The organism is Rhodococcus sp. P4_C10 (assembly GCF_056402135.1).
The window spans coordinates 1-20,456 of the sequence record NZ_JBFUHZ010000008.1 but is presented as its reverse complement, the minus strand read 5'-3'; the positions used below and the strand labels follow the sequence as shown (position 1 = coordinate 20,456).

At 69.8% G+C, this 20,456-nt stretch carries 22 protein-coding genes and 2 pseudogenes; 8 read left to right on the top strand and 16 right to left on the bottom strand.

Features of this window, described 5'->3' with window-relative positions; translation table 11 throughout:
* Positions 1-126 precede the first annotated feature (126 nt).
* Complete coding sequence (locus tag AC1DWC_RS06660) at positions 127-678, top strand: SRPBCC family protein (RefSeq protein WP_477906701.1); 552 nt, start codon at positions 127-129, stop codon at positions 676-678.
* A 22-nt stretch (positions 679-700) separates the two neighbouring features.
* Here the strand turns inward: AC1DWC_RS06660 and AC1DWC_RS06655 are convergent, their stop codons facing one another.
* The 7 genes from AC1DWC_RS06655 to AC1DWC_RS06625 all read right to left on the bottom strand — a co-directional run bounded on the left by AC1DWC_RS06655 (position 701) and on the right by AC1DWC_RS06625 (position 7,829).
* A complete protein-coding gene (locus AC1DWC_RS06655; protein WP_477906700.1) occupies positions 701-1,429 on the bottom strand; it encodes an acetoacetate decarboxylase family protein in 729 nt (242 codons plus the stop codon).
* A gap of 109 nt (positions 1,430-1,538) precedes the next feature.
* Positions 1,539-2,045 carry a nuclear transport factor 2 family protein gene (locus tag AC1DWC_RS06650; protein WP_477906699.1) on the bottom strand — a complete coding sequence of 169 codons (507 nt, stop codon included), beginning with the start codon at positions 2,043-2,045 and terminating at the stop codon, positions 1,539-1,541.
* Between the two features lie 118 nt (positions 2,046-2,163).
* Positions 2,164-3,294: an acyl-CoA dehydrogenase family protein gene (locus tag AC1DWC_RS06645; protein ID WP_477906698.1), complete on the bottom strand. Its 1,131-nt coding sequence runs from the start codon at positions 3,292-3,294 to the stop codon at positions 2,164-2,166.
* Positions 3,291-4,247, bottom strand: a complete 957-nt coding sequence (locus AC1DWC_RS06640; protein WP_477906697.1) for an acyl-CoA dehydrogenase family protein — start codon at positions 4,245-4,247, stop codon at positions 3,291-3,293. The genes AC1DWC_RS06645 and AC1DWC_RS06640 overlap by 4 nt, the downstream gene beginning before the upstream one ends.
* Positions 4,244-5,404: an acyl-CoA dehydrogenase family protein gene (locus AC1DWC_RS06635; RefSeq protein ID WP_072843168.1), complete on the bottom strand. Its 1,161-nt coding sequence runs from the start codon at positions 5,402-5,404 to the stop codon at positions 4,244-4,246. The genes AC1DWC_RS06640 and AC1DWC_RS06635 overlap by 4 nt, the downstream gene beginning before the upstream one ends.
* Positions 5,404-6,279, bottom strand: a complete 876-nt coding sequence (locus tag AC1DWC_RS06630; protein WP_072843167.1) for an enoyl-CoA hydratase — start codon at positions 6,277-6,279, stop codon at positions 5,404-5,406. Before AC1DWC_RS06630 ends, AC1DWC_RS06635 begins: the two co-directional genes overlap by 1 nt.
* On the bottom strand, positions 6,276-7,829 hold the full coding sequence (locus AC1DWC_RS06625; RefSeq protein ID WP_477906696.1) for a FadD3 family acyl-CoA ligase: 1,554 nt from the start codon (positions 7,827-7,829) through the stop codon (positions 6,276-6,278). Before AC1DWC_RS06625 ends, AC1DWC_RS06630 begins: the two co-directional genes overlap by 4 nt.
* Before the next feature lie 54 nt (positions 7,830-7,883).
* On the opposite strand from AC1DWC_RS06625, the gene AC1DWC_RS06620 reads away from it, so the two are divergent.
* A complete protein-coding gene (locus AC1DWC_RS06620; protein WP_072843165.1) occupies positions 7,884-9,089 on the top strand; it encodes an acyl-CoA dehydrogenase family protein in 1,206 nt (401 codons plus the stop codon).
* Positions 9,086-9,832: pseudogene (locus AC1DWC_RS06615) on the top strand (SDR family oxidoreductase); the annotation flags it as partial. The gene AC1DWC_RS06620 and the pseudogene AC1DWC_RS06615, both read left to right, overlap by 4 nt.
* Before the next feature lie 48 nt (positions 9,833-9,880).
* Here the strand turns inward: AC1DWC_RS06615 and AC1DWC_RS06610 are convergent.
* Positions 9,881-10,642, bottom strand: a complete 762-nt coding sequence (locus AC1DWC_RS06610; RefSeq protein ID WP_477906695.1) for an SDR family NAD(P)-dependent oxidoreductase — start codon at positions 10,640-10,642, stop codon at positions 9,881-9,883.
* A 40-nt stretch (positions 10,643-10,682) separates the two neighbouring features.
* Here AC1DWC_RS06610 and AC1DWC_RS06605 point away from each other — a divergent pair, with 40 nt between their 5' ends.
* Both AC1DWC_RS06605 and AC1DWC_RS06600 read left to right on the top strand, forming a co-directional pair.
* Positions 10,683-11,315, top strand: coding sequence for a TetR/AcrR family transcriptional regulator (locus AC1DWC_RS06605; RefSeq protein WP_072843246.1), 633 nt, complete (start codon positions 10,683-10,685; stop codon positions 11,313-11,315).
* A 28-nt stretch (positions 11,316-11,343) separates the two neighbouring features.
* Positions 11,344-12,495: an acetyl-CoA C-acetyltransferase gene (locus AC1DWC_RS06600; RefSeq protein ID WP_477906694.1), complete on the top strand. Its 1,152-nt coding sequence runs from the start codon at positions 11,344-11,346 to the stop codon at positions 12,493-12,495.
* 79 nt (positions 12,496-12,574) lie between these two features.
* On the opposite strand, the gene AC1DWC_RS06595 is transcribed toward AC1DWC_RS06600, so the two are convergent.
* Complete coding sequence (locus AC1DWC_RS06595) at positions 12,575-13,183, bottom strand: TetR/AcrR family transcriptional regulator (protein WP_477906693.1); 609 nt, start codon at positions 13,181-13,183, stop codon at positions 12,575-12,577.
* 125 nt (positions 13,184-13,308) lie between these two features.
* Between AC1DWC_RS06595 and AC1DWC_RS06590 the strand changes: the two genes are divergently transcribed.
* Positions 13,309-13,581: a DUF2277 domain-containing protein gene (locus tag AC1DWC_RS06590; protein ID WP_477906692.1), complete on the top strand. Its 273-nt coding sequence runs from the start codon at positions 13,309-13,311 to the stop codon at positions 13,579-13,581.
* Between the two features lie 88 nt (positions 13,582-13,669).
* On the opposite strand, the gene AC1DWC_RS06585 is transcribed toward AC1DWC_RS06590, so the two are convergent.
* Genes AC1DWC_RS06585 through echA20 form a run of 4 tightly spaced genes read right to left on the bottom strand, consistent with a single transcriptional unit; the run spans position 13,670 to position 17,152 of the window.
* Entirely contained in the window at positions 13,670-14,734 is a 1,065-nt protein-coding gene (locus tag AC1DWC_RS06585) for an NAD(P)H-dependent flavin oxidoreductase (protein ID WP_477906691.1), read from the bottom strand.
* The gene (locus tag AC1DWC_RS06580; RefSeq protein WP_477844139.1) at positions 14,731-15,480 is read right to left on the bottom strand and encodes a CoA-transferase subunit beta; all 750 of its coding nucleotides are present in this window, start codon (positions 15,478-15,480) and stop codon (positions 14,731-14,733) included. The genes AC1DWC_RS06585 and AC1DWC_RS06580 overlap by 4 nt, the downstream gene beginning before the upstream one ends.
* Entirely contained in the window at positions 15,477-16,367 is an 891-nt protein-coding gene (locus tag AC1DWC_RS06575; protein ID WP_477844137.1) for a CoA transferase subunit A, read from the bottom strand. The genes AC1DWC_RS06580 and AC1DWC_RS06575 overlap by 4 nt, the downstream gene beginning before the upstream one ends.
* Entirely contained in the window at positions 16,367-17,152 is a 786-nt protein-coding gene (gene echA20, locus AC1DWC_RS06570) for a (7aS)-7a-methyl-1,5-dioxo-2,3,5,6,7,7a-hexahydro-1H-indene-carboxyl-CoA hydrolase (RefSeq protein WP_477906690.1), read from the bottom strand. The genes AC1DWC_RS06575 and echA20 overlap by 1 nt, the downstream gene beginning before the upstream one ends.
* Positions 17,153-17,287: 135 nt before the next feature.
* On the opposite strand from echA20, the gene AC1DWC_RS06565 reads away from it, so the two are divergent.
* Positions 17,288-18,064: an SDR family oxidoreductase gene (locus tag AC1DWC_RS06565; RefSeq protein WP_477906689.1), complete on the top strand. Its 777-nt coding sequence runs from the start codon at positions 17,288-17,290 to the stop codon at positions 18,062-18,064.
* Entirely contained in the window at positions 18,061-18,975 is a 915-nt protein-coding gene (locus AC1DWC_RS06560; protein ID WP_477906688.1) for an SDR family oxidoreductase, read from the top strand. Before AC1DWC_RS06565 ends, AC1DWC_RS06560 begins: the two co-directional genes overlap by 4 nt.
* A gap of 80 nt (positions 18,976-19,055) precedes the next feature.
* On the opposite strand, the gene AC1DWC_RS06555 is transcribed toward AC1DWC_RS06560, so the two are convergent.
* The 3 genes and pseudogenes from AC1DWC_RS06555 to AC1DWC_RS06545 form a co-directional block, all read right to left on the bottom strand.
* Complete coding sequence (locus tag AC1DWC_RS06555; RefSeq protein ID WP_072843153.1) at positions 19,056-19,727, bottom strand: GNAT family N-acetyltransferase; 672 nt, start codon at positions 19,725-19,727, stop codon at positions 19,056-19,058.
* 108 nt (positions 19,728-19,835) lie between these two features.
* Positions 19,836-20,300, bottom strand: coding sequence for a nitroreductase family deazaflavin-dependent oxidoreductase (locus AC1DWC_RS06550; RefSeq protein WP_072843152.1), 465 nt, complete (start codon positions 20,298-20,300; stop codon positions 19,836-19,838).
* A 7-nt stretch (positions 20,301-20,307) separates the two neighbouring features.
* A pseudogene (locus AC1DWC_RS06545) lies at positions 20,308-20,456 on the bottom strand (steroid 3-ketoacyl-CoA thiolase); the annotation flags it as partial.

Sequence of the window (20,456 nt, the reverse complement as noted above, 5' to 3'; positions counted from 1 at the left end):
TGCCGGGCCGTCGATCCGTCTAGGATTGACGGTGCTGAACGAAGTTCGAGGTGAGGAACTCGCCAGCGATCGCCGGACGAGGTGGGGTAGCGGCGAACCAGTCGTGCTGTGCCGACTGTTCGGGGGATGAAACTGGCCGGGCTCCGGGTGGGTGGCTGCGCGGACCGTCGCGCGCGACCCGTGCAAGCGCAGCAAGCAGCAGAGCACGACAAGGCAAGGCAAGGATCACTGATCATGCCCAAGACACTGAAGACCGAAGAATCGATCGTCATCGAACGGCCGCTGGCGGAGGTGTTCGCCTACCTCTCGAACCCCGAGAACGGGACGGCGTGGAACAGCAACGTCATCGACTACAAAGTGATCTCGGGCACCGCCGATGAAGTCGGTTCTGTGACAGAGTTTTCTGCCAAGGTTGCAGGCCTCCGCCTCGAGGCGACGGAGGAACTCACCACGTACGAGCCCAACAAGCGACTTCAGTGGCGTTCCAAGGAGTCGAGAATCGGCTACACCCGGGAGTTGGACTTCGACAGTGACGGCGACGGCACTCGGGTGACCTTCCTGCAGGAGGCCGAGGCAGGCACAGGCCTGTTCAAGTTCGCCGATCCCATCGTGCAGAGGCTCTACACGCACGATGTCCGGGGCAATCTGGAGAAGGCGAAGACCATCCTCGAGTCCTGACGGGGCGCAGGGTCCCGATTCGTCACACCGTCCGGGCGTCCCCGAACGTCATCTTCAGGTCGGGCATGGACGAGGTCATCATGGCCCGCCGCGGCAGGCCGAGCGTTCGCAGTTCGTCGGCGATCGGGTGGCTGCCCAGATGCAGTTCCGCGCCGCCGATCCTGGACCGGGCGCCGCTCGGGTTCATGTCCCACGCGGTGTGTCGGGTGACGCCGTCGAGGTGTGTGTACGCCTCCAACGAGGTGTTGGTCCCGGAACCCGGCAGCGGCACACCCGGTTTGACGGTCAGCCCGGCGATCAGCCTGCCGTCCTGGCTGACCGCGGCGCGCTTGACCTTGCCGGTGTGGTCGGCGTCGAAGTCGGCGAGCACCTTGGGGAACCCCCAGATGCCGCGGCCGGCGGCCATGGTGAACTCCCCGTCGACAGGGAGCTGGTGGATGAGGGTGCCCGCCCTGCCCGTCGCCAGGGCCTTGAGGTCCTGCGTCACCGAGCCGCCGCGGACCCGGTGGTCGCGGACCATGAACGCCACGCCGAACTCGTTGTACGGGCCGAGGTCCCCGTCCACGTAGTCGACGAAGACCAGCGCGCAGATGCCGTGGCCGGGCCGGTACTGCAGGACCTCGAGCCCGGAGTACCCGATCAGGGACTGTGCCGCCCGGGTCGGCACGGAGTACATCGCCATGAAGGCGGACGCCTGGCGGACCTCGACCGGGATCTGGACCTGCCGGCCGAGGATCTCGTGGGAGGTCATGACGCGACCCGCCCGCAGTTCGTGTTCACCGGGACTCCCTCCGTTGTGCAACCTGTTCTACCACCGGCGGTGGGGTCAGGACATGCCGTTCGCCTGCCGGGTCGTGCGGTCAGGCGCCCGCGGCCGGGGGAGTGGCCCACATGTGCGAGAGGAGCGTGAAGCTCGGGAGGTCGTCGAGGGAGACGAGCGACTCGTAGATGCGTTGGTACGACGTCTCGGCGATTCGCCAGTGCCCGTCGTCGTCGCGGTGGTACCGGTCGGCGTAGTAGCCGGCGCCGCGGATCAGGCTGTTCGCGCCGGGCACGATCACCGTGTCCTCGAATGCCCACGAGCCGGTCGCGTCGGGGCCGTCCACCGAGATCTCGGGGTGGTTGGCGACGTGCACTGTCGTGACCGCCGGACCGAGCGCGTCCCGCATGAATCCGGTGAGGGCGTCCCGGCCCTCGAAGACCAGCGGTTCGGCGAGCGCGTGGGTGCCGTAGTGCGCGACGACGTTCTCCGACAGGGTGTCCGCGAACTCGTCCCACCGTTTCAGATCCAACGTGCGGAAGTACCGGTACTTGAGCTGCCGCAGCTCGTCGAGTGCACCGAGCTCTTCGAGGGATCGGAGGGTCACTCGCGCAGCTTCTCACACGCGAATGCCCACAGCTGCGACTTCAGCCGATTCCGGTCCCGGCACGCAGAAGGCCGGCCCGGAGTGTCCGGGCCGGCCTTCTGTGTTCAGCGGAACGGGATCAGGCGGGCAGGCCCGCGGCCGACTGCATCTGCTTCAGGTAGGTGCGCGGCTGCCCGAAGAGCTGGGCGCTGCCGTGCGCGCGCTTGAAGTACATCTGTGCGTCGTGCTCCCAGGTGATCGCGATGCCGCCGTGCAACTGGATGCTGTCCGCGGCCACCGCCTGCAGGGCCTCCGAGCAGTACACCTTGGCGACGGCCGCGTCGGCGCCGGTGCTCGGCGCCCCGTCGGCGAGCGAGCGCACCGCGCCGTAGGAGGCGGACCGGGCCGTCTCGACCTGGAAGTACAGGTCGGCCATGCGGTGCTTGAGGGCCTGGAAGCTGCCGATCGGCCGGCCGAACTGCACCCGTGACTTGGTGTACTCGACGGTGAGCTCGAGCGACTGTGCGGCGGCGCCCACCTGCTCGGCGGACAGTGCGACGCAGGCGATCTCACGGACCCGCTCGAGGGCGTTCGCGCCGTCGGCGGTGAGCAGGCGCGCGGTGGCCCCGGCGAACTCGACCACGGCGAGGGTGCGGGTGGTGTCCATCGTCGGTACCCGGCGGCGGCTCACCGCGTCCTGTGCCGGGTCCACCTCGAAGAGCGCGACCGCGCCGTCGACGGTGGCCGCGACGACGAGCACGTCCGCGTAGGAACCGTCGAGCACGAAGTGGCTGCTGCCGGTGAGCTCGAAACCCGCACCGGACGCAGTCGCGGTGACGCCGGCCCCGGTGGTGTCCCAGGAGCCCGACTCGTCGGTCCAGCACAGCGCCGCGACGGAGGTTCCCTCGGCGATGCCGGGCAGCAGCCGCTCGCAGGCGTCGGTGTCACCGCTGGCCAGGATCGCCTGTGCGGCAAGGACGACCGAGCCGAGCATCGGCGTCGGGGCCAGGGTGCGGCCGAGCTCCTCGAGCACCAGGTGGGACTCGACCGCGCTCGCACCGATGCCGCCGAACTCCTCGGGGATCGCCAGCGCGGCGACCCCGACCTGCTGGCACAGCAGGTCCCAGAGCGCGGCGTCGTAGCCGTTCTCGGACTCCGTCGCCCGGCGCACCGCGCCGGGGTCGGCGTGCTTGGCCAGCAGTGCCTTGACCGTCTTTCGCAGCTCGAGCTGCTCGTCGGTGAACGCACCGACGGCCGCGACGGCGCTCACAGCGCGTCCATCACACGAGCGCGGTGCAGAGACGGGGTGCCCCAGGTGGTGAGCAGGGCCCGGGTCTTGGTCAGCCACAACGACAGGTCGTGTTCCTGGGTGTAGCCGATCGCGCCGTGCACCTGCAGGGCGATCCGGGAGGCGTGGTACGCCGCGTCACCGCAGGCGACCTTCGCGGCGGCGACGTCCCGACGGGCGTCGGCGGAGCCGTCGCGTACCGCCATTGCGGCGCCGAGCAGCAGCGGCCGGGCCATCTCCAGCTTCACCGCGACACCGGCGAGGTGGTGCTTGATGGACTGCTGGCTGCCGATCGCCTTGCCGAACTGCTTGCGGGCCTTGGCGTACTCGGTGGTGATCTCGAGCATGGTCGAGCCGAGGCCGAGCAGCTGCGCGGCGGTGGCCAGCGCGCCCAGGTCGAAGGCGTGCTCGGTGTCTGTGCTGCCCAGCGACTCGGTGGCCGTGACGGCGTACAGCTTGCGGGCCTGGTCGACGGACACCTTCGACTCGCCGGCGGCGGCGAGGGAGACGGTCTCGCCCTCGACCAGCAGCACGAGGTCGGCGACGTTCGCGTCCACCGCGAACGGCACCCGCGGCGGGGCGGCAACGGTGGCCAGTGCACCCTCGGCGAGGGCCGAGAGCCGCTCGGGCGCAACGCCGGCCAGCAGTGCCGGGGCGACTGCCAGCGTCTCGGCGACCGGGCCGGGCACCGCGTGCCTGCCCAGCTGCTCGACGGCGACCACCAGGTCGATGGCGTCGGCGCCGATGCCGTCGTGCTCCTCCGGGATGGTCAGCGCATTGAGGCCGGTCTCGGCGAGCCGCTGCCAGACCTTCAGGCCGGGCGCGGTGTCACCGGCGTTCCAGGACCGGATGACGGCCGGCAGGTCGGACTTGGTCAGCAGCGAGTCGATGCTCGCCGCGAAATCGGTGTGCGAGGAATCGAGTGCGAATCTCAACGGTCTGCCTTCGGTAGGCCGAGCAGGCGCTCAGCGATGACGTTCTTCTGGATCTCGTTGGTGCCGGCGTAGATCGGTCCGGAGAGGGAGAACAGGTAGCCGTCCATCCACGAGTCGAGCAGCTCCGACTCCGGGCCCAGCAGGTCCAGCGCGGTCTCGTGGGTCGCAACGTCCCACTCGGACCAGAACACCTTGTTGATCGAGGACTCCGCGCCGAGCTGGCCGCCGTCGGCGAGCCGGGTCACGGTGCCCCAGGTGCTCAGTTCGTATGCGCGGGCACCGATCCAGGCATCGGCCACGCGGTTGCGCAGCGCGGTGTCCGTGGGGTCGCCGTTGCGCTTCCACAGCGCGAGGAGACGGTCGGTGGCGGCGAGGAAGCGGCCCGGGCTGCGCAGCGACAGGCCCCGCTCGTTGCTGGCCGTGCTCATCGCGACGCGCCAGCCCTCGTTGACGGCGCCGATCACGCCGGACTCGGCGGGGTTGGCCGGGTCGTCGGGCACGAAGACGTCCTCGAGGAACACCTCGGCGAAGCCGGGCAGGCCGTCCAGCTGGTCGATCGGACGCACGGTGACGCCCTTCGACCGCAGGTCGAACATGTAGTACGTGATGCCCTTGTGCCGCTGGGCCTCCGGATCGGAGCGGAACAGACCGAATCCCCAGTCCGCGAAGGCGGCGCGCGAGCTCCAGGTCTTCTGGCCGTTGAGCAGCCAGCCGCCGTCGACCTTGGTGGCGGTGGCGCGCAGGCTGGCGAGGTCGGAGCCGGACTCGGGCTCGGACCAGGCCTGCGCCCAGATGTCGTCGGCGCGGGCCATCCGCGGCATGATCCGCGCCAGCTGCTCGGGCTTGGCATGCTCGAAGAGCGTGGGGGCCAACAGGAAGATCCCGTTCTGGCTCACCCGTCCGGGTGCACCGGAGCGGTAGTACTCCTCCTCGAAGATGACCCACTGCTCGAGGGTGGCGTCACGGCCGCCGTACTCGGCCGGCCAGGACACCACGGACAGGCGGGCGTCGGCGAGGGTGGCTTCCCACTGCCGGTGCGCCTCGAAGCCCTCGGCCGTGTCCATGTGCGGCAGCGGCGTCGCGGGGACGTTCTCCTTGAGGAACGTGCGCACCTCGTCGCGGAATGCGACTGTGGCGTCGTCGAAGTCGAGATCCACTAGTTTTCTCCAGCCTTCTTCATCGATTTGGCGTCCAGACCGCCCAGAGGGCCGGAGCCGATTTCGGCGTTGTGTGCGTGCGCGAAGTGGTGCAGACCGAACACCGAGTCCATGCCGGCCCGCACGCCCATCAGGTCCTCGCACTGGTTGACGGCCTTCTTGGTCAGTGCGAGTCCGAACTGCGGCATGGTCGCGATCCGGTCGGCCAGGTCCATCGCGGTCGACTCGAGGTCCTCCCGCGGCACCACCCGGCTGACCATGCCCCACTCGTAGGCGCGCTGCGCGGTGAAGCGGTCGCCGGTGAACAGGATCTCCTTGGCCCCGCGCACCCCGAGCACCCACGGGTGCGCGAAGTACTCGACGCCCGGAATGCCCATCCGGACAACGGGGTCCGCGAAGAATGCGTCGTCGGAGGCGACGATGAGGTCGCACACCCAGGACAGCATCAGCCCGCCCGCGATGCAGGCCCCCTGCACCATGGCGATGGTCGGCTTCGGCAGCTCGCGCCACCGCCGGCACATCCCGAGGTAGACCTCCATCTCGCGGGCGAACCGCTGGTCGCCGCCCTCGCGGTCGACGTGGTCCCACCACATGACGGCCTTGTTGTCGTAGGACACGTGGTGGTCGCGGCCGACGGTGCCGATGTCGTGCCCGGCGCTGAAGTGCTCGCCGTTGCCGGCCAGCACGATCGCGCTCACCTCGGGGTCCTCGACGGCGCGCTGGAAGGCGGCGTCGAGGGCATAGGTCATCACGGAGTTCTGCGCGTTGCGGAACTTCGGCCGGTTCATCGTGACGACCGCGACCTTGCCCCGGACCTCGTAGGTGACGACCTCGCCCTCGTCGGGGACCGGGGTGCCCGCGTCGGGCGTGGTCATGCCTTGCCCTCGCGCAGGTCGTTCTTGAGCACCTTGCCGGAGGGGTTGCGCGGCAACGAGTTCACGATCTTGACGCTGCGCGGGACCTTGAAGTTCGCGAGGTGCTCCTTGCAGAAGGCCAGCACCTCCGCCTCGTCGAGGGTGTGTCCGGGCTTGGCCACGACGTATGCGAGCCCGACCTCGCCCATCCGCTCGTCGGGGATGCCGATCACGGCGGACTCCGCGAGGGCGTCGATCCGGGCCAGCGTGTTCTCGATCTCGGCGGGATAGACGTTGAACCCGCCCGAGATGTACATGTCCTTGAGCCGGTCGGTGATGTCGAGGTACCCGCGGTCGTCGAGGGTGCCGACGTCGCCGGTGTGCAGCCAGCCGTCGGCGTCGATGGTCTTCGCGGTGGCCTCGGGGTCGTCGAGGTAACCGAGCATCACGTTCTCGCCGCGGACCAGGATCTCGCCCTGATCGCCGATCCGGACCTCCATCCCGGGTACCGCACGGCCGGAGCTGGTCGAGACGGTGACCGGGTCGTCGTCGGTGCGGCACATGGTGGCCACGACGGCCTCGGTCTGCCCGTACGCGGTGAGCACCGCCTTGTAGCTGAGCTCGGACTGCAGGCGCTCGACGAGGGTGACCGGGACGGCGGCGGCGCCGGTGATGGCGATCCGCAGGCTCGACAGGTCGTAGTCGTCGCGGGTCGGCAGGTCGAGGATCGACTGGTGGATGGTCGGCGCGCCGGGCACGATCGAAATCCGCTCGGCCGCGATGGTCGCCATCACGGTGGGCACGTCGAACAGGGCCATCGGCACGATGGTGGCACCGTGCAGCAGGCACACCAGGAACCCGGCCTTGTAGCCGAAGGTGTGGAAGAACGGGTTGATGATCAGGTAGCGGTCGGCGGAGGTGACCTCCGCGCAGGCGGCCCAGTCCCGCGCCACGCCGATCGTCTGCCGGTGCGCGGTCATCACGCCCTTGCTCTTGCCGGTGGTGCCGGACGTGAACAGGATGTCCGCGAGGTCGTCCGGGCCCACCGCCTGCGCGCGGGCGTCGGCCCGCTCGGGGGCGACCGACTCGGCCAGCGCGTCGAGAGCGGTCCACTCGATCACCCCGTCGGCGGACGGCGCGTCGTCGAACGGGATCCGGACCACCGTGTGCAGGTGGTCGAGGTCGCCCGGTGCGGCCGCCCGGACCAGGTCGGCGTAGCGGTCGGCCTTGAGGAACGGCCCGACGACGAACAGGGCCTTGGCCTGGGTGCGGATCACCAGGTCGAGCGCCTCGCTGCCGGTGTACCGGGTGTTGATCGGGACGATCACCGCGCCGGCGTACTGGGCGCCGAGCGCCGCGACCACCCAGTGATAGGTGTTCGGGGCCCACACCGCGATGCGGTCGCCGGGCTCGATGCCACGGGCAATCAGCGCGCGGGCGGTGGTGCGGACGCGGTCGAGGAGGTCCGCATAGCTGATCCGGACCTCGCCGTCGGCAATGGCCTCGGCGTCACCGAACTCGCGTGCGGCCCGCGCGAGCGCCGCGGGGGTCGTATTCACTTCACTGGTCACTGGACTCCTCGGACTCCTCTACAAAGCAAGTGCTTGGTAGGTTACTCTACCGGTGTGGATGTAAGCCAGGGGCTGGACACAGCCAAAGACGACGACCAGTTCGCCGCCACCGTTCGCGAGTGGCTGGCCGACAACCTCACCGGCGAGTTTGCCGCGCTGCGCGGCAAGGGTGGACCCGGCCGTGAGCACGAGGCCTTCGAGGAGAGACTTGCCTGGGACCGCCATCTCGCGGCCGCCGGGTGGACCTGCCTCGGCTGGCCCAAGGAGTACGGCGGCAAAGAGGCCACGCTGAGCCAGCAGGTCATCTTCCACGAGGAGTACGCCCGGTCCGGGGCGCCCGCGCGGGTGAGCCACCTCGGCGAGGAGCTGCTCGGCCCGACGCTGATCGCGTTCGGCACGGAGGAGCAGAAGCGCCGCTTCCTGCCCGGCATCAACAACGTCAGCGAGCTGTGGTGCCAGGGCTACTCGGAGCCCGGCGCCGGCTCCGACCTCGCCGCCGTCACCACCTCGGCGCGCCTGGACGGCGACCAGTGGCGGATCAACGGCCAGAAGGTGTGGACGTCGCTGGCGCACCTGTCGCAGTGGTGCTTCGTCGTCGCGCGCACCGAGCCGGGCTCGCAGCGCCACAAGGGCCTGTCCTACCTGCTGGTGCCGATGGACCAGCCGGGCATCGAGGTCCGCCCGATCGTCCAGCTCACCGGCACCTCCGAGTTCAACGAGGTCTTCTTCGACGACGCCCGCACCGACGCCGACCTGGTGGTCGGCGAGGTCGGCCAGGGCTGGTCGGTCGCGATGGGCACGCTCACCTTCGAGCGCGGCATCTCCACCCTCGGCCAGCAGGTGGGCTTCGCCCGCGAACTGTCCGAGATCGTCGAGCTCGCCGAGCGCAACGGCGCCGCGTCCGACCCCGTCATCAAGGACAAGCTGACCCGCGCCTGGGTGGGCCTGCAGGTGATGCGGGCGCACGCCATGCGCACGCTGTCCTCGGTCGACGCCACCGGCAACGGCGGCGAGGCCTCCGTGGCGAAGCTGCTGTGGGCCAACTGGCACCGCGGACTCGGCGAACTCGCGATGGAGGTCGCGGGGGCGTCGTCGCTGCTCGCCGGCGACGGTGCGTTCGGCGAGGATGCCGACCTCAGCGACCAGCAGCGCCTGTTCCTGTTCAGCCGCGCCGACACCATCTACGGCGGCTCCAACGAAATCCAACGAAACATCATTGCCGAGCGCGTGCTCGGACTTCCCCGAGAGGCTCGCCCGTGACCGCGTCGTTCAAGTCCCCCCTGGCCACCGCACCCGTCGAGATCGAGGGCCACAACCTGCTCAAGGGCAAGAAGGTCGTCGTGACGGCGGCCGCGGGCACCGGCATCGGCTTCGCCACCGCCCGCCGCGCACTGCTCGAGGGCGCCGACGTCCTGGTCTCGGACTTCCACGAGCGCCGTCTCGGCGAGACCGTCGACAAGCTCGCCGCGGAGTTCCCGGGCCAGCAGGTCACCTCGTTCGTCTGCGACGTCTCGAGCACCGAGCAGGTCGACGCGCTGATCGCCTCCGCCGCCGAGCAGCTGGGCCGGATCGACGTCCTGGTCAACAACGCCGGCCTCGGCGGCGAGACCCCGGTCGTCGACATGACCGACGAGCAGTGGGACCGCGTCCTCGACATCACCCTCACCAGCACCTTCCGCGCCACCCGCGCGGCGCTGCGCTACTTCAAGAGCGTCGAGCACAACGGCGTCCTGGTGAACAACGCGTCGGTGCTCGGCTGGCGCGCGCAGCACTCGCAGGCGCACTACGCCGCGGCCAAGGCCGGCGTCATGGCGCTGACCCGCTGCAGCGCGATCGAGGCCGCCGAGTACGGCGTCCGCATCAACGCCGTCGCGCCGTCCATCGCCCGGCACGCCTTCCTGGCGAAGGTCACCAGCGAGGAGCTGCTCGACAAGCTGGCCGAGGGCGAGGCCTTCGGCCGCGCCGCAGAGGTGTGGGAGATCGCCGCGACCATCGCGATACTGAACGAATGTCGCATTCGGTCGTTCGGGGGGGTGGGGTGGCGAGGACGGCTAGACCGTGTAGCCGCCGTCGACGTTCAGCTTCTGGCCGGTGACGAAACCGGCCTTGTCGCTCGCCAGGAAGCAGACGGCCTCGGCGATGTCGGCGGCGGAACCGAAGCGGCCCAACGGGATGCGGCTCATTGCGGCGGCCTGGGCGTGCTCGTCGAGGTCGCCGCCGCCCATCAGTCGCTCGGCCATCCCGTCGGTGAGCATGCCGGGGCCGACGGCGTTGAAGCGCACGCCGAACCGGCCCTCCTCGGCGGCGAAGCCGCGCACCAGCGCCTCGACCGCGCCCTTGGTGCCCGCGGACAGGCCGTCGCGGACCGGGTACCGGTCGGTGGCCGCCGTCGTCACCGCGACCACCGAGCCCGCGGTGCGGCGCAGGGCCGGCAGGAACGCGTGCACCAGCGCGAAGAAGGCGGTTGCCTCGGCGCCCAGGTGTTCGGAGTAGGTGGCGGGGGAGACCTTCGACAGGTGCACCATCGGGATGTGCGGCCCGGCCGCGTGCACCAGCACCGACGGCTCGCCGAACTCGGTGCAGAGCTGCTGCGCCCAGGTCGCGACCCGGTCGGTGTCGGCCAGGTCGACGCGGGCGGCGTGGGCCCGCCCGCCCGCCGCGGTGATCTCCTCGACCAGGGCGGCGGCGCGGTCGGCGTTGGAGTGGTAGGTCACGGCAACCGGCAGTCCGCGCGCGGCCAGGAGCCTGCTGATCTCGACCCCGATCCCGCCCGAGCCACCGGTCACGACGGCGCATGTGGAGTTTTCAGACATGCCGATACCCTAACAAGCGCTTGGTTGCTACGATGTAGTGGTGACCCCTCCGCCCCGTGCCGCCGAAGAGCCTGCCAGCAAGTCCGGCCGTAGAGCCGAGCTGCTCGAGCTGGCGGCCTCGCTGTTCGCCGAACGTGGGATGCGCGCGACCACCGTCCGCGACATCGCCGATGCCGCCGGAATTCTCTCCGGCAGTCTCTACCACCACTTCGACTCGAAGGAGTCGATGGTCGACGAGATCCTCAAGCACTTCCTCGACGACCTGTTCGGCCGATACCGCGCGATCGTGGACGCCGGACTCGGCGCCCGGGCAACCCTCGAGGCGCTGGTGGTCGCGTCGTTCGACTCCATCGACCAGTCGCACGCCGCGGTGGCGATCTACCAGGACGAGGCCAAGCACCTCCTCGGCAGCGAGCGGTTCGACTACATCACCGAGCGCAACCGGGAGTTCCGCGGCCTGTGGGTCTCGGTGCTCGAGTCCGGCATCGAGGACGGCAGCTTCCGTCCCGACATCGACGTCGAACTGGTCTACCGCTTCATGCGCGACACCGTGTGGGTGGCGGTCCGCTGGTATCGGCCGGGTGGGCCGATGACCGCCGAAACCGTTGCCAAGCAGTACCTGGCGATCGTGCTCGACGGGCTCGCCAGCCCCCAGTCACGACCGGCTTCTTAACTCTCGACCCGAACCGTAGGAGTTTCCCATGCCCGAGGCATACATCGTCGACGCCATCCGTACCCCGATCGGCAAGAAGAACGGCAGCCTGGCTCCCGTTCATCCGATCGACCTGGGTGCGCACGTCATCAAGGCCGTCGTCGAGCGCACCGGCATCGACCCGTCGGACGTCGACGACGTCATCTTCGGCTGCGTCGACGCGATCGGTGGCCAGGCCGGCAACATCGCGCGCATGTCGTGGCTGGCCGCGGGCCTGCCGCAGCACGTGCCCGGCGTCACCGTCGACCGCCAGTGCGGCTCGAGCCAGCAGGCCATCCAGTTCGGTGCGCAGGCGATCCTGGCCGGCACCGCCGACCTCATCATCGCCGGCGGCGTGCAGAACATGAGCCAGATCCCGATCTCCGCCGCGATGATCGTCGGCCAGCAGTACGGTTTCACCACTCCCACCGCCGAGTCGAAGGGCTGGACCGAGCGCTACGGCAACGAGGAGGTGTCGCAGTTCCGCGGCGCCGAGATGATCGCCGACAAGTGGGACGTCAGCCGCGAGGACCTCGAGAAGTGGGCTCTGCAGAGCCACGAGCGCGCCAAGGCGGCCATCGCCGAGGGCCGCTTCGAGAAGGAGATCGTCCCGGTCGGTGAGTTCACCACCGACGAGGGCCCGCGTGAGACCAGCCTCGAGAAGATGGCCGGCCTGAACGTGCTGGTCGAGGGCGGACGCATCACCGCGGCCGTCGCCAGCCAGATCTCCGACGGCGCCAGCGCGCTGCTGCTCGCCTCGGAGGAGGCCGTGCAGAAGCACAACCTCAAGCCCCGCGCGCGGATCCACCACATGAGTGCCCGCGGCGACGACCCGATCTTCATGCTCAGCGCGCCGATCCCGGCCACCCAGCACGCGCTCGCCAAGGCCGGCCTGACCATCGACGACATCGACCTGATCGAGATCAACGAGGCCTTCGCGCCCGTCGTGCTCGCCTGGATCAAGGAGATCGGCGCAGACCCGGCCAAGGTCAACGTCAACGGCGGCGCGATCGCGCTCGGCCACCCGCTCGGTGCGACCGGTACCAAGCTGATGGCCACCCTGCTCAACGAGCTCGAGCGCACCGGCGGTCGCTACGGCCTGCTGACCATCTGCGAGGGTGGCGGCACGGCCAACGTCACCATCATCGAGCGCCTGGGCTGACCCACCGCGCCGCTGCACCGCAGGGCATCCGCGTTCGGCTCAGGCCGATGCGGGTGCCCTGCAGTGGTATGAGGGTAGGTCAGGACAGGGTGCGGATGAGCGCGTACAGCGCGTCCGCGATCCGCCGGCACCACTCGTCGGCGTCCTCGTAGCCGCGGGAGACGCCGCGGATCATGGTGGTGGAGACCAGCAGGTCGAAGACGGTCTCGGCGGTGGCGGCGGCCTCGGGGCCGGGGTTCGGCACTTCCTTGAGCACCCGCGCGACGAGAGCGGTGCGGATGGGCAGTTCGGCGCGCTGCACCAGACGCTCGTGGACGCCGTCGTGGTGGTGGTAGGCCGAGAGCAGTCCCGGGATGGCCGACCGGGCGGCCGGGTCGGCGGTGCGGTCGAGGAACTGCCGGGTCCAGGCGAGCAGGTCGGCGTGCAGATCCTCGGTGGCAGGCGGCACGTCGCCGGTCTGCAGCTGGAAGATGGCGTCCTCGATGATCATCTCGCGCGTCGCCCAGCGGCGGTAGATCGCGGGCGCGCTCACCTGCGCGCGCCGTGCAATGGCCTGGATCGTGGTCTTCTGGTAGCCGGACTCGACCAACAGATCGACCGTTGCCTGCAGAACCGCGAGGTCCACCTGCGGGTCGCGTGGCCGGCCCGGGCCGCTCGATTCAGTGGGGCGGTCTGACGAAAGCTTCACAAGGGCGGAGACTACCGGAGCCGTTGCGCCCCATTGGACAACGCGTGCGGGTACCCGACGAGGGACCGACGAAACGGCTCCGTGGGGACCCGCACGGAGGCCGAGCCCGGGACTATCGTCGGGGCATGTGCCGAAACATCACCGAACTCCGCGGGCTCGAACCGGCCGCCACCGCGGAGGAGATCGAGGCGGCAGCACGGCAGTACGTCCGGAAGGTGAGCGGGATCCAGAAGCTCACCGACGCCACCCGGGACCCGTTCGAGCGGGCCGTTGCGGAGGTCACCGCGACCACCACGCGACTGCTCGGGGTCCTGCCGGCCCGGAAGCAGCCGCCGACGACGGTTCCGCCGCTGCGGCGCCCCGAGGTCCGGGCCCGGATCGAGGCCCGGCAGGGCTGACGCCCGACGGTTGTGCCCCGAGACGGCGGAAGGGCGCCGGCACCCGCGTGAACGGGTGACGGCGCCCTTCGGCGAGGTGACCGGCGCGTCAGACGCGCAGGGCGCCCAGTGCGTCGATCCGTGCCACGGCATCGGTCATGATCCGGTCGATCAGTTCCTGGCAGCTCGGCAGGTCGTCGATCATGCCGACCACCTGGCCGGACGCCAGCACGCCCGCCTCGGTATTGCCGTCGACCAGTCCGGCCTTGAGCAGCATCGGGGTGTTGGCGGCCATGATGATCTGCTGCCACGTGCGGTCGCCGGACTTCTTCATCGCCAGGCCGTCCTTGGCCAGCGTCGACCACTTCATGCCCGTCATCGCCTTGAACTTCATCGCGTTCTTGGTGGCGGCGACGAGGCCCTTGGCGTAGCTGGACTTCTCCAGGCTGTTCACCAGGTCGGTGTTGAGCACCCGGTGCGGCATGCCGTCGACCTTCACGGACACGGTGGTGTCCGTCAGGCTGCGCTTGAGGTACTCCTGCTTGACGGAGTCCGGCACCGCCGAATCGCTGGTCAGCAGGAAGCGGGTGCCCATCGCGACACCGGCAGCGCCGTAGGAGAGCGCCGCGGCCMGGCCGCGGCCGTCGAAGAAACCGCCGCCGGCGACGACCGGGATGTCGACCGCGTCGAGCACGGACGGCAGCAGCAGCGTCGTCGCGACACCGCCGGTGTGACCGCCGCCCTCGCCGCCCTGGACGATCACCGCGTCGGCGCCCCAGGAGGCGACCTTGACGGCGTGCTTGGCGGCACCGATCGACGGGATGACGACGACGCCGTTGTCCTTGAGCTTGGCGATCAGTTCCTTCTTGGGCGCCAACGCGAACGAGGCGACCTTGACCTTCTCGCGGATCAGCAGGTCGATGCGCTGCATTGCGTCCGTCGCGTCGGCGCGGATGTTCACGCCGAACGGCTTGTCCGTCAGCTGCTTGGTCTTGAGGACCGCGACCTCGAGCTCCTCGTAGGTCATCGTCGCCGAGGCGAGGATGCCGAGGCCGCCGGCGTTGGCGGTGGCCGCGGTCAGGCGCGGGCCGGAGACCCAGCCCATGCCGGTCTGCACGATCGGGTGCTCGATGCCGACCAGTTCGGTGAACGGCGTCTTCAGCAGGCCGGTCACAGCGAGACCTCGCGGTCACGCAGGCTGCGCGGGTCCAGGACCTCGCGGATCAGGCGCAGCTCCTCCTCGCTGGGCTCACGGGTGACGCCGGCCTCGGCCAGGCCCGCGACCTCGAACGAGGTGTTGGCCTTGACGTCCTCGGCGGTGACGCCGGGGTGCAGGCTCACGGCGCGCATCGTCTGGCCGGGGCCCGCGTAGTCGAACACGCCCAGGTTCGTGACCACCTGGTAGTTCTTCAGGAAGCGGAACGCCGGGTTCTCCGGGTCCACCTTGTCGTAGCCGACGCCGCACACGACGTCGACCTTCTCGGTGAACACGCGGGTGGAGTGCTTGCCCACCCAGTAGCTGGTGGCGTGGTTGATGGAGTTGCCGGGCGCGCCGCGCAGGCCGAACATCTGGCGGGTCGGCTTGTCCAGCGGGCCGAACGCGGAGAGGTTCTGGTTGCCGTGCTTGTCGAGCTGGTTGGCACCCATCACCACGTGGCGACGGCCGGACGCGACCACGTCGAACACCTTCGAGAACGGGATGTAGCCCTCGATGGGCGCGGTGGCGCCGATCGCCGGGGCGTCGGCCAGGATCAGGGCCTCGCCGTCGGTGATGAGCAGGTCCGGCTCGGTGGTGAGCTTCGCCAGGCGGGCGCCGATCAGCGGCAGCGTCGCCATCGGGGAGGCAAAGATCTCGCCGGAATCGGCAAACATGTCGGCGCAGGCGATGGCGCAGTACTCCGCGCGGGTTACCTCGGTCATGACTTCTGCTCCTCTGCGAACTTGCGCACGGCGGCCTGGTAGTCGGCTTCGCTGCCGGAAAGGTAGGTCTCGGCGAATGCCTGCCACGCCTCGGGGGTCTTGGCGGACTCGGCGTAGTGGCGCTGGAACTTCTCGTCGCGCTTGTAGTCGCCGGCGAAGGTGAAGTGGGCTCCGTTGGGGGCCTCGCTCACGCTGTCGACCATCGCGCGGTTCAGGATCAGGGCCTGACGCGGGACGGCCGCGACGAGCTCCTCGGTGGAGACGATCTTCTCCGCGCTGAGGATGCGCTGCTCGGCCGCGAGGCAGAACAGGTCGTCGAAGTACGGGTCCACGCCGGTGTATGCGGCGTTGCCGCGGTCGTCGGCCAGGTCCAGGTGCACGAGTGCGGCGTCGAGGTTCAGCGCGGGCATGGCCAGCACGGTCTCGACGCGGCCGTCCGCGTCCGGGTACGGGGACGTGACGGTCTTGAGCTCGTCGCCCCAGACGGTCTGCACGTCCGAGCCGAGGCCGGCGCGGATCGGCTGGAACGGCAGGCGCGCGGCGGCGGCCTGCAGGCCGGCCTTGACCATGCCCTCGTCCATCTCGCGGGACTCGATGGTCCCCGCGACGCGGGCCTGGGCGAACCAGGGGTCGTAGAACGGTGCCGAGTCCAGGGACACGAAGCCGTAGTAGGCGCGCTTGACCTTGCCGGCGGAGATCAGCAGGCCGAGGTCCGGGCCGAGGTACCCGACGACGGTCAGGTCCTTCACGTCGCTCCGCAGGAGCGCGCGGACCAGCGCCATCGGCTTGCGCCGTGAGCCCCAGCCGCCGATGCCGACGGTCATCCCGCTCTGGATGCCGGCGACTGCCTCGTCCAGTGAGCGGCGCTTGTTGCGCTTCTCGGCCATTACTTGCCCTCTTCCTTGGCTGCGGTGCTGTTCGACTTCGGCTTGCCCGTCGCGACGAACTCGTCGCGGTGCTCGTCCGCCACGCCCGCCAGGTTCAGCTCGAACGTGAAGCCCTGCTCGATCCGGTAGCTGGTGTGCACGTCCATCACGTCGATGCGGTTGATGGCTTCCTTGGCGCGCCGGATCACCCGGGTGTCCTTGGCGGCGATCTCGCCGGCGATCTTCAGTGCGCAGGCGTCGAGCTCTTCGCGCGGGACGACGTCGTAGACGGACCCGAAGTGCTTGAGGGTCTGGGCGTCGACGTTCTTGGCCGTGTAGTACAGCGTGCGCATCATGTGCTGGGGGACCAGGCGGGCGAGGTGCGTGGCCGCACCGAGTGCGCCGCGGTCGACCTCCGGCAGGCCGAAGATCGCATCGTCGGACGCGACGATGACGTCAGCGTTGCCGACCAGGCCGACGCCGCCGCCGACGCAGAAACCGTTGACCGCCACCACGACGGGAACCTCGCAGTCGTAGACCGCGGAGAAGGCGGCCGCGCAGCCGCGGTTCGCGTCGATCAGGGCGCCGTGGCCCTCGGTGGCCTGCATCTCCTTGATGTCGACGCCGGCGTTGAAGCCGCGGCCCTCGGCCCGAAGGATCACCACGTGGGTGTCCATGTCCTGGCCGGCTTCGCGGATTGCGTCGGCCAGTTCGAACCATCCCTTCGAGGGGATTGCGTTCACAGGCGGGTAGTCGACGGTGACCGTGGTGATGCCGGACCCGTCGGATTTGGAAGTGATTCCCATCGTGATTCCTTAGGTAGGTCGCCAAACCAAGCGATTGCTTGGTAAGTTAGCACACCTGCGGGTCGGGCCGGAGTTCGTCCCGAGGGGACGGATGCACCCCCGGCCCGCAGAGAATCCCTGACAGCGGAGGTACAGGTGGATCTAGGTCTGGACGGCAACGTGGTGCTGGTCACCGGCGGTGTGCGAGGGGTCGGTGCCGGCATCAGCCGCGCCTTCCTCGGGGCGGGCGCGACCGTGGTGACGTGCGCGCGACGGCCCGGCGACGAGCCGGTCGAGGTGGACGGACGGACGGCGGAGTTCATCGCCTGCGACGTCCGCGACCCCGAACAGGTGCAGGCGATGATCGACTCGATCGTCGCCACCCACGGGCGCCTGGACACAGTCGTCAACAACGCGGGCGGTGCGCCCTTCGCGCTGGCCGCGGACGCCAGCCCGCGCTTCCACTCGAAGATCGTGGAGCTGAACCTGCTCTCGCCGCTGCTCGTCGCGCAGACCGCGAACGCCGTCATGCAGCGCCAGGAGACGGGCGGGTCGATCGTCAACATCTCGAGCGTCAGCGGGGCCCGGCCGTCGCCCGGCACCGCGGCCTACGGCGCCGCGAAGGCCGGCATCGACAGCCTGTCCACGAGCCTGGCGGTGGAGTGGGCGCCGCGGGTGCGGGTCAACTCGGTGGTCGTCGGACTGGTCGAGACCGAGCAGTCTCACCTGCACTACGGCGGACCCGACGGCCTCGCCGCGGTCGGCGCGACAGTCCCGCTGGGTCGGATGGCGCAGCCCGCGGACATCGGAAACTGTGCGACATTCCTGGCATCACCGTTGGCGTCCTACGTCAGCGGTTCGACACTGACCGTCCACGGCGGCGGCGAGCGCCCCGCCTTCCTGGCGGCGGCAGACACAGAGGAGAACAAGTGAGTGGATTGGTGGACGGCCGCGTCGTCATCGTGACGGGTGCGGGCCGGGGCATCGGCCGGGCGCATGCGCTGGCCTTCGCGGCCGAGGGCGCGAAGGTCGTCGTCAACGACATCGGCGCCGGCGCGGACGGCTCCACGACCGGGGAGAGCCCGGCGGAGCAGGTCGTCGCGGAGATCATCGCGGCCGGCGGCCAGGCCGTCGTCAACGGTGACGACGTCGCGGACTGGGCGGGCGCGGAGAACCTCGTCAAGACGGCGATCGACACGTTCGGTGGGCTCGACGTGCTGGTCAACAACGCCGGCTTCCTGCGCGACCGCATGCTGGTCGGGATGAGCGAGCAGGAGTGGGACTCGGTGACCCGGGTGCACCTCAAGGGCCACTTCGCCCCGCTGCGCCACGCCGCCGCCTACTGGCGCGCGGAGTCCAAGGCAGGCCGTCCGGTGGACGCGCGGATCATCAACACCAGTTCGGGTGCGGGCCTGCAGGGCTCCATCGGCCAGGGCAACTACGCGGCGGCCAAGGCCGGCATCGCGGAGATGACCATCCAGGCCGCGGCCGAGCTGAAGAACTACGGCGTCTCGGTCAACGCGATCGCCCCCGCCGCCCGCACCCGGATGACCGTCGGCGCCGGCGGCGCGATGGCCGAGGCGATGGCCGCACCGGAGGAGGGCTTCGACGCGATGGCGCCGGAGAACATCTCCCCGCTGGTGGTCTGGCTCGCGAGCGCCGAGTCGAAGGACGTCTCCGGCCGGGTGTTCGAGGTCGAGGGCGGCAAGATCACCGTCGCCGAGGGCTGGCGGCACGGCCCCAGCCAGGACAAGGGCGACCGCTGGGACCCCAAGGAGATCGGTCCCGTCGTCGCGGACCTGCTGGCCAAGGCCGAGGTGCCGACGCCGGTCTACGGCGCGTAGGCAGCACAACGACGCTGGGCGCGTCCGGATCCCGATCGGATGCCGGACGCGCCCAGCGGCGTCTGTCAGGGGGGCGGCGCCTACGCGGGGGTGCGGACGACGACGATGCTGCCCGGGAAGAAGGCGGCCAGTTCGGAGCGGGACTGCTTGATCGCCGCGGTGCCGACGCCCTGCTTGCGCGCGTCGGGGGCGACCCACACCGCGAGTTCGACCTCGCTGCCGGTGAGTTCGCCGAAGACCAGGCCGACGCACTCGGCGTGGTCGCCCGCCTTTCGCTCGGCGACGAACCAGGCGGCCGACTCGTCGTCGACTCGGCGCAGGCCCGCGCGCCGCTCGGCTTCCACCCGGTCGGCGGGCCACGGCTGGCCGTCGTCGCCGAGCTGCTCGGCGGAGCGACGGCGGAACAGTTCGGCGTCCGAGTCGCTCTGGCTGAACGGCCGCAGGGACACGCCCTCGCCGGTGCTGAACGGCCGCTGCTCGGGCAGCCATTTGAGGGTCGCGTCGAGGTTCGAGAGTTCGTCCCGGATCTTGTCCCGCTCGAGCTTGGTCAGGCGCCCGAGCTGAAGGCCCAGCACCACATTCGCGTTCGTTTCGGTGGTGCCGAGCAGCTGGGCCACAGTGCTGACCGCCGCCGCGTGGTCGTCGCTGTCGACGATCGCGTCGAGGATCTCGTGGCGAAGGTCGAGTGCGCGCAGCAGCGCCGAGGCAATCTCCCGGCGGTCGATGATCTGGTCCTGTGGCCCTGCCGTCATGACAAATCTCCCTATCCGTCGAGTGTGCAACGTCCGGAGCGGGCGCGACGCGGTGTGGGCGCCGTCGCGGGCTCTCTCACGCATTCTCTGTCAGATGGGGCGTGATTGCTACGCACACACGACGACGGGAATCTTCCGCTCGACCCAGGACTGGTAGTCGTCGAACTCGGGGTACATCGCCACCAGCTTGGGCCACAGCTCCGCATGCTCGGCATCGTCCGCGACCTTCGCGACCAGATGGCGCACGTCGGAACGGATCTGGACCTTCACGTTGGGGTCGGCCTTCAGGTTCAGGTACCACAGCGGGTTCTTGGGCTGGCCGCCCTGCGAGGCGACCAGCACGACCCGGTCGCCGTCTTCCAGGAACAGCAGCGGGCTCACCCGCGGCTCGCCGGACTTGCGGCCGGTGGTGGTGAGCAGGCAGATCGGCAGACCGCTCTTCGCGGCGCTGCCGACCCGCCACTTGCCTCCGATGCGCCCACCGGTGGCCCGGTACGCGATCACGTTCGACTTCGCCATCCACTTGATGATGGAGCGGGTGAAATTCGTATCGAGCAACGGTGGGCGCTTCATCGTCGGATCAGATCCGCTCGATGATGGTGCCGGTGGCCAGCGCGCCGCCCGCGCACATGGTGATCAGCGCGGTCGACTTGTCCGTCCGCTCGAGCTCGTGCAGCGCGGTGGTGATCAGCCGGGATCCGGTGCTGCCCACGGGGTGTCCGAGGGCCA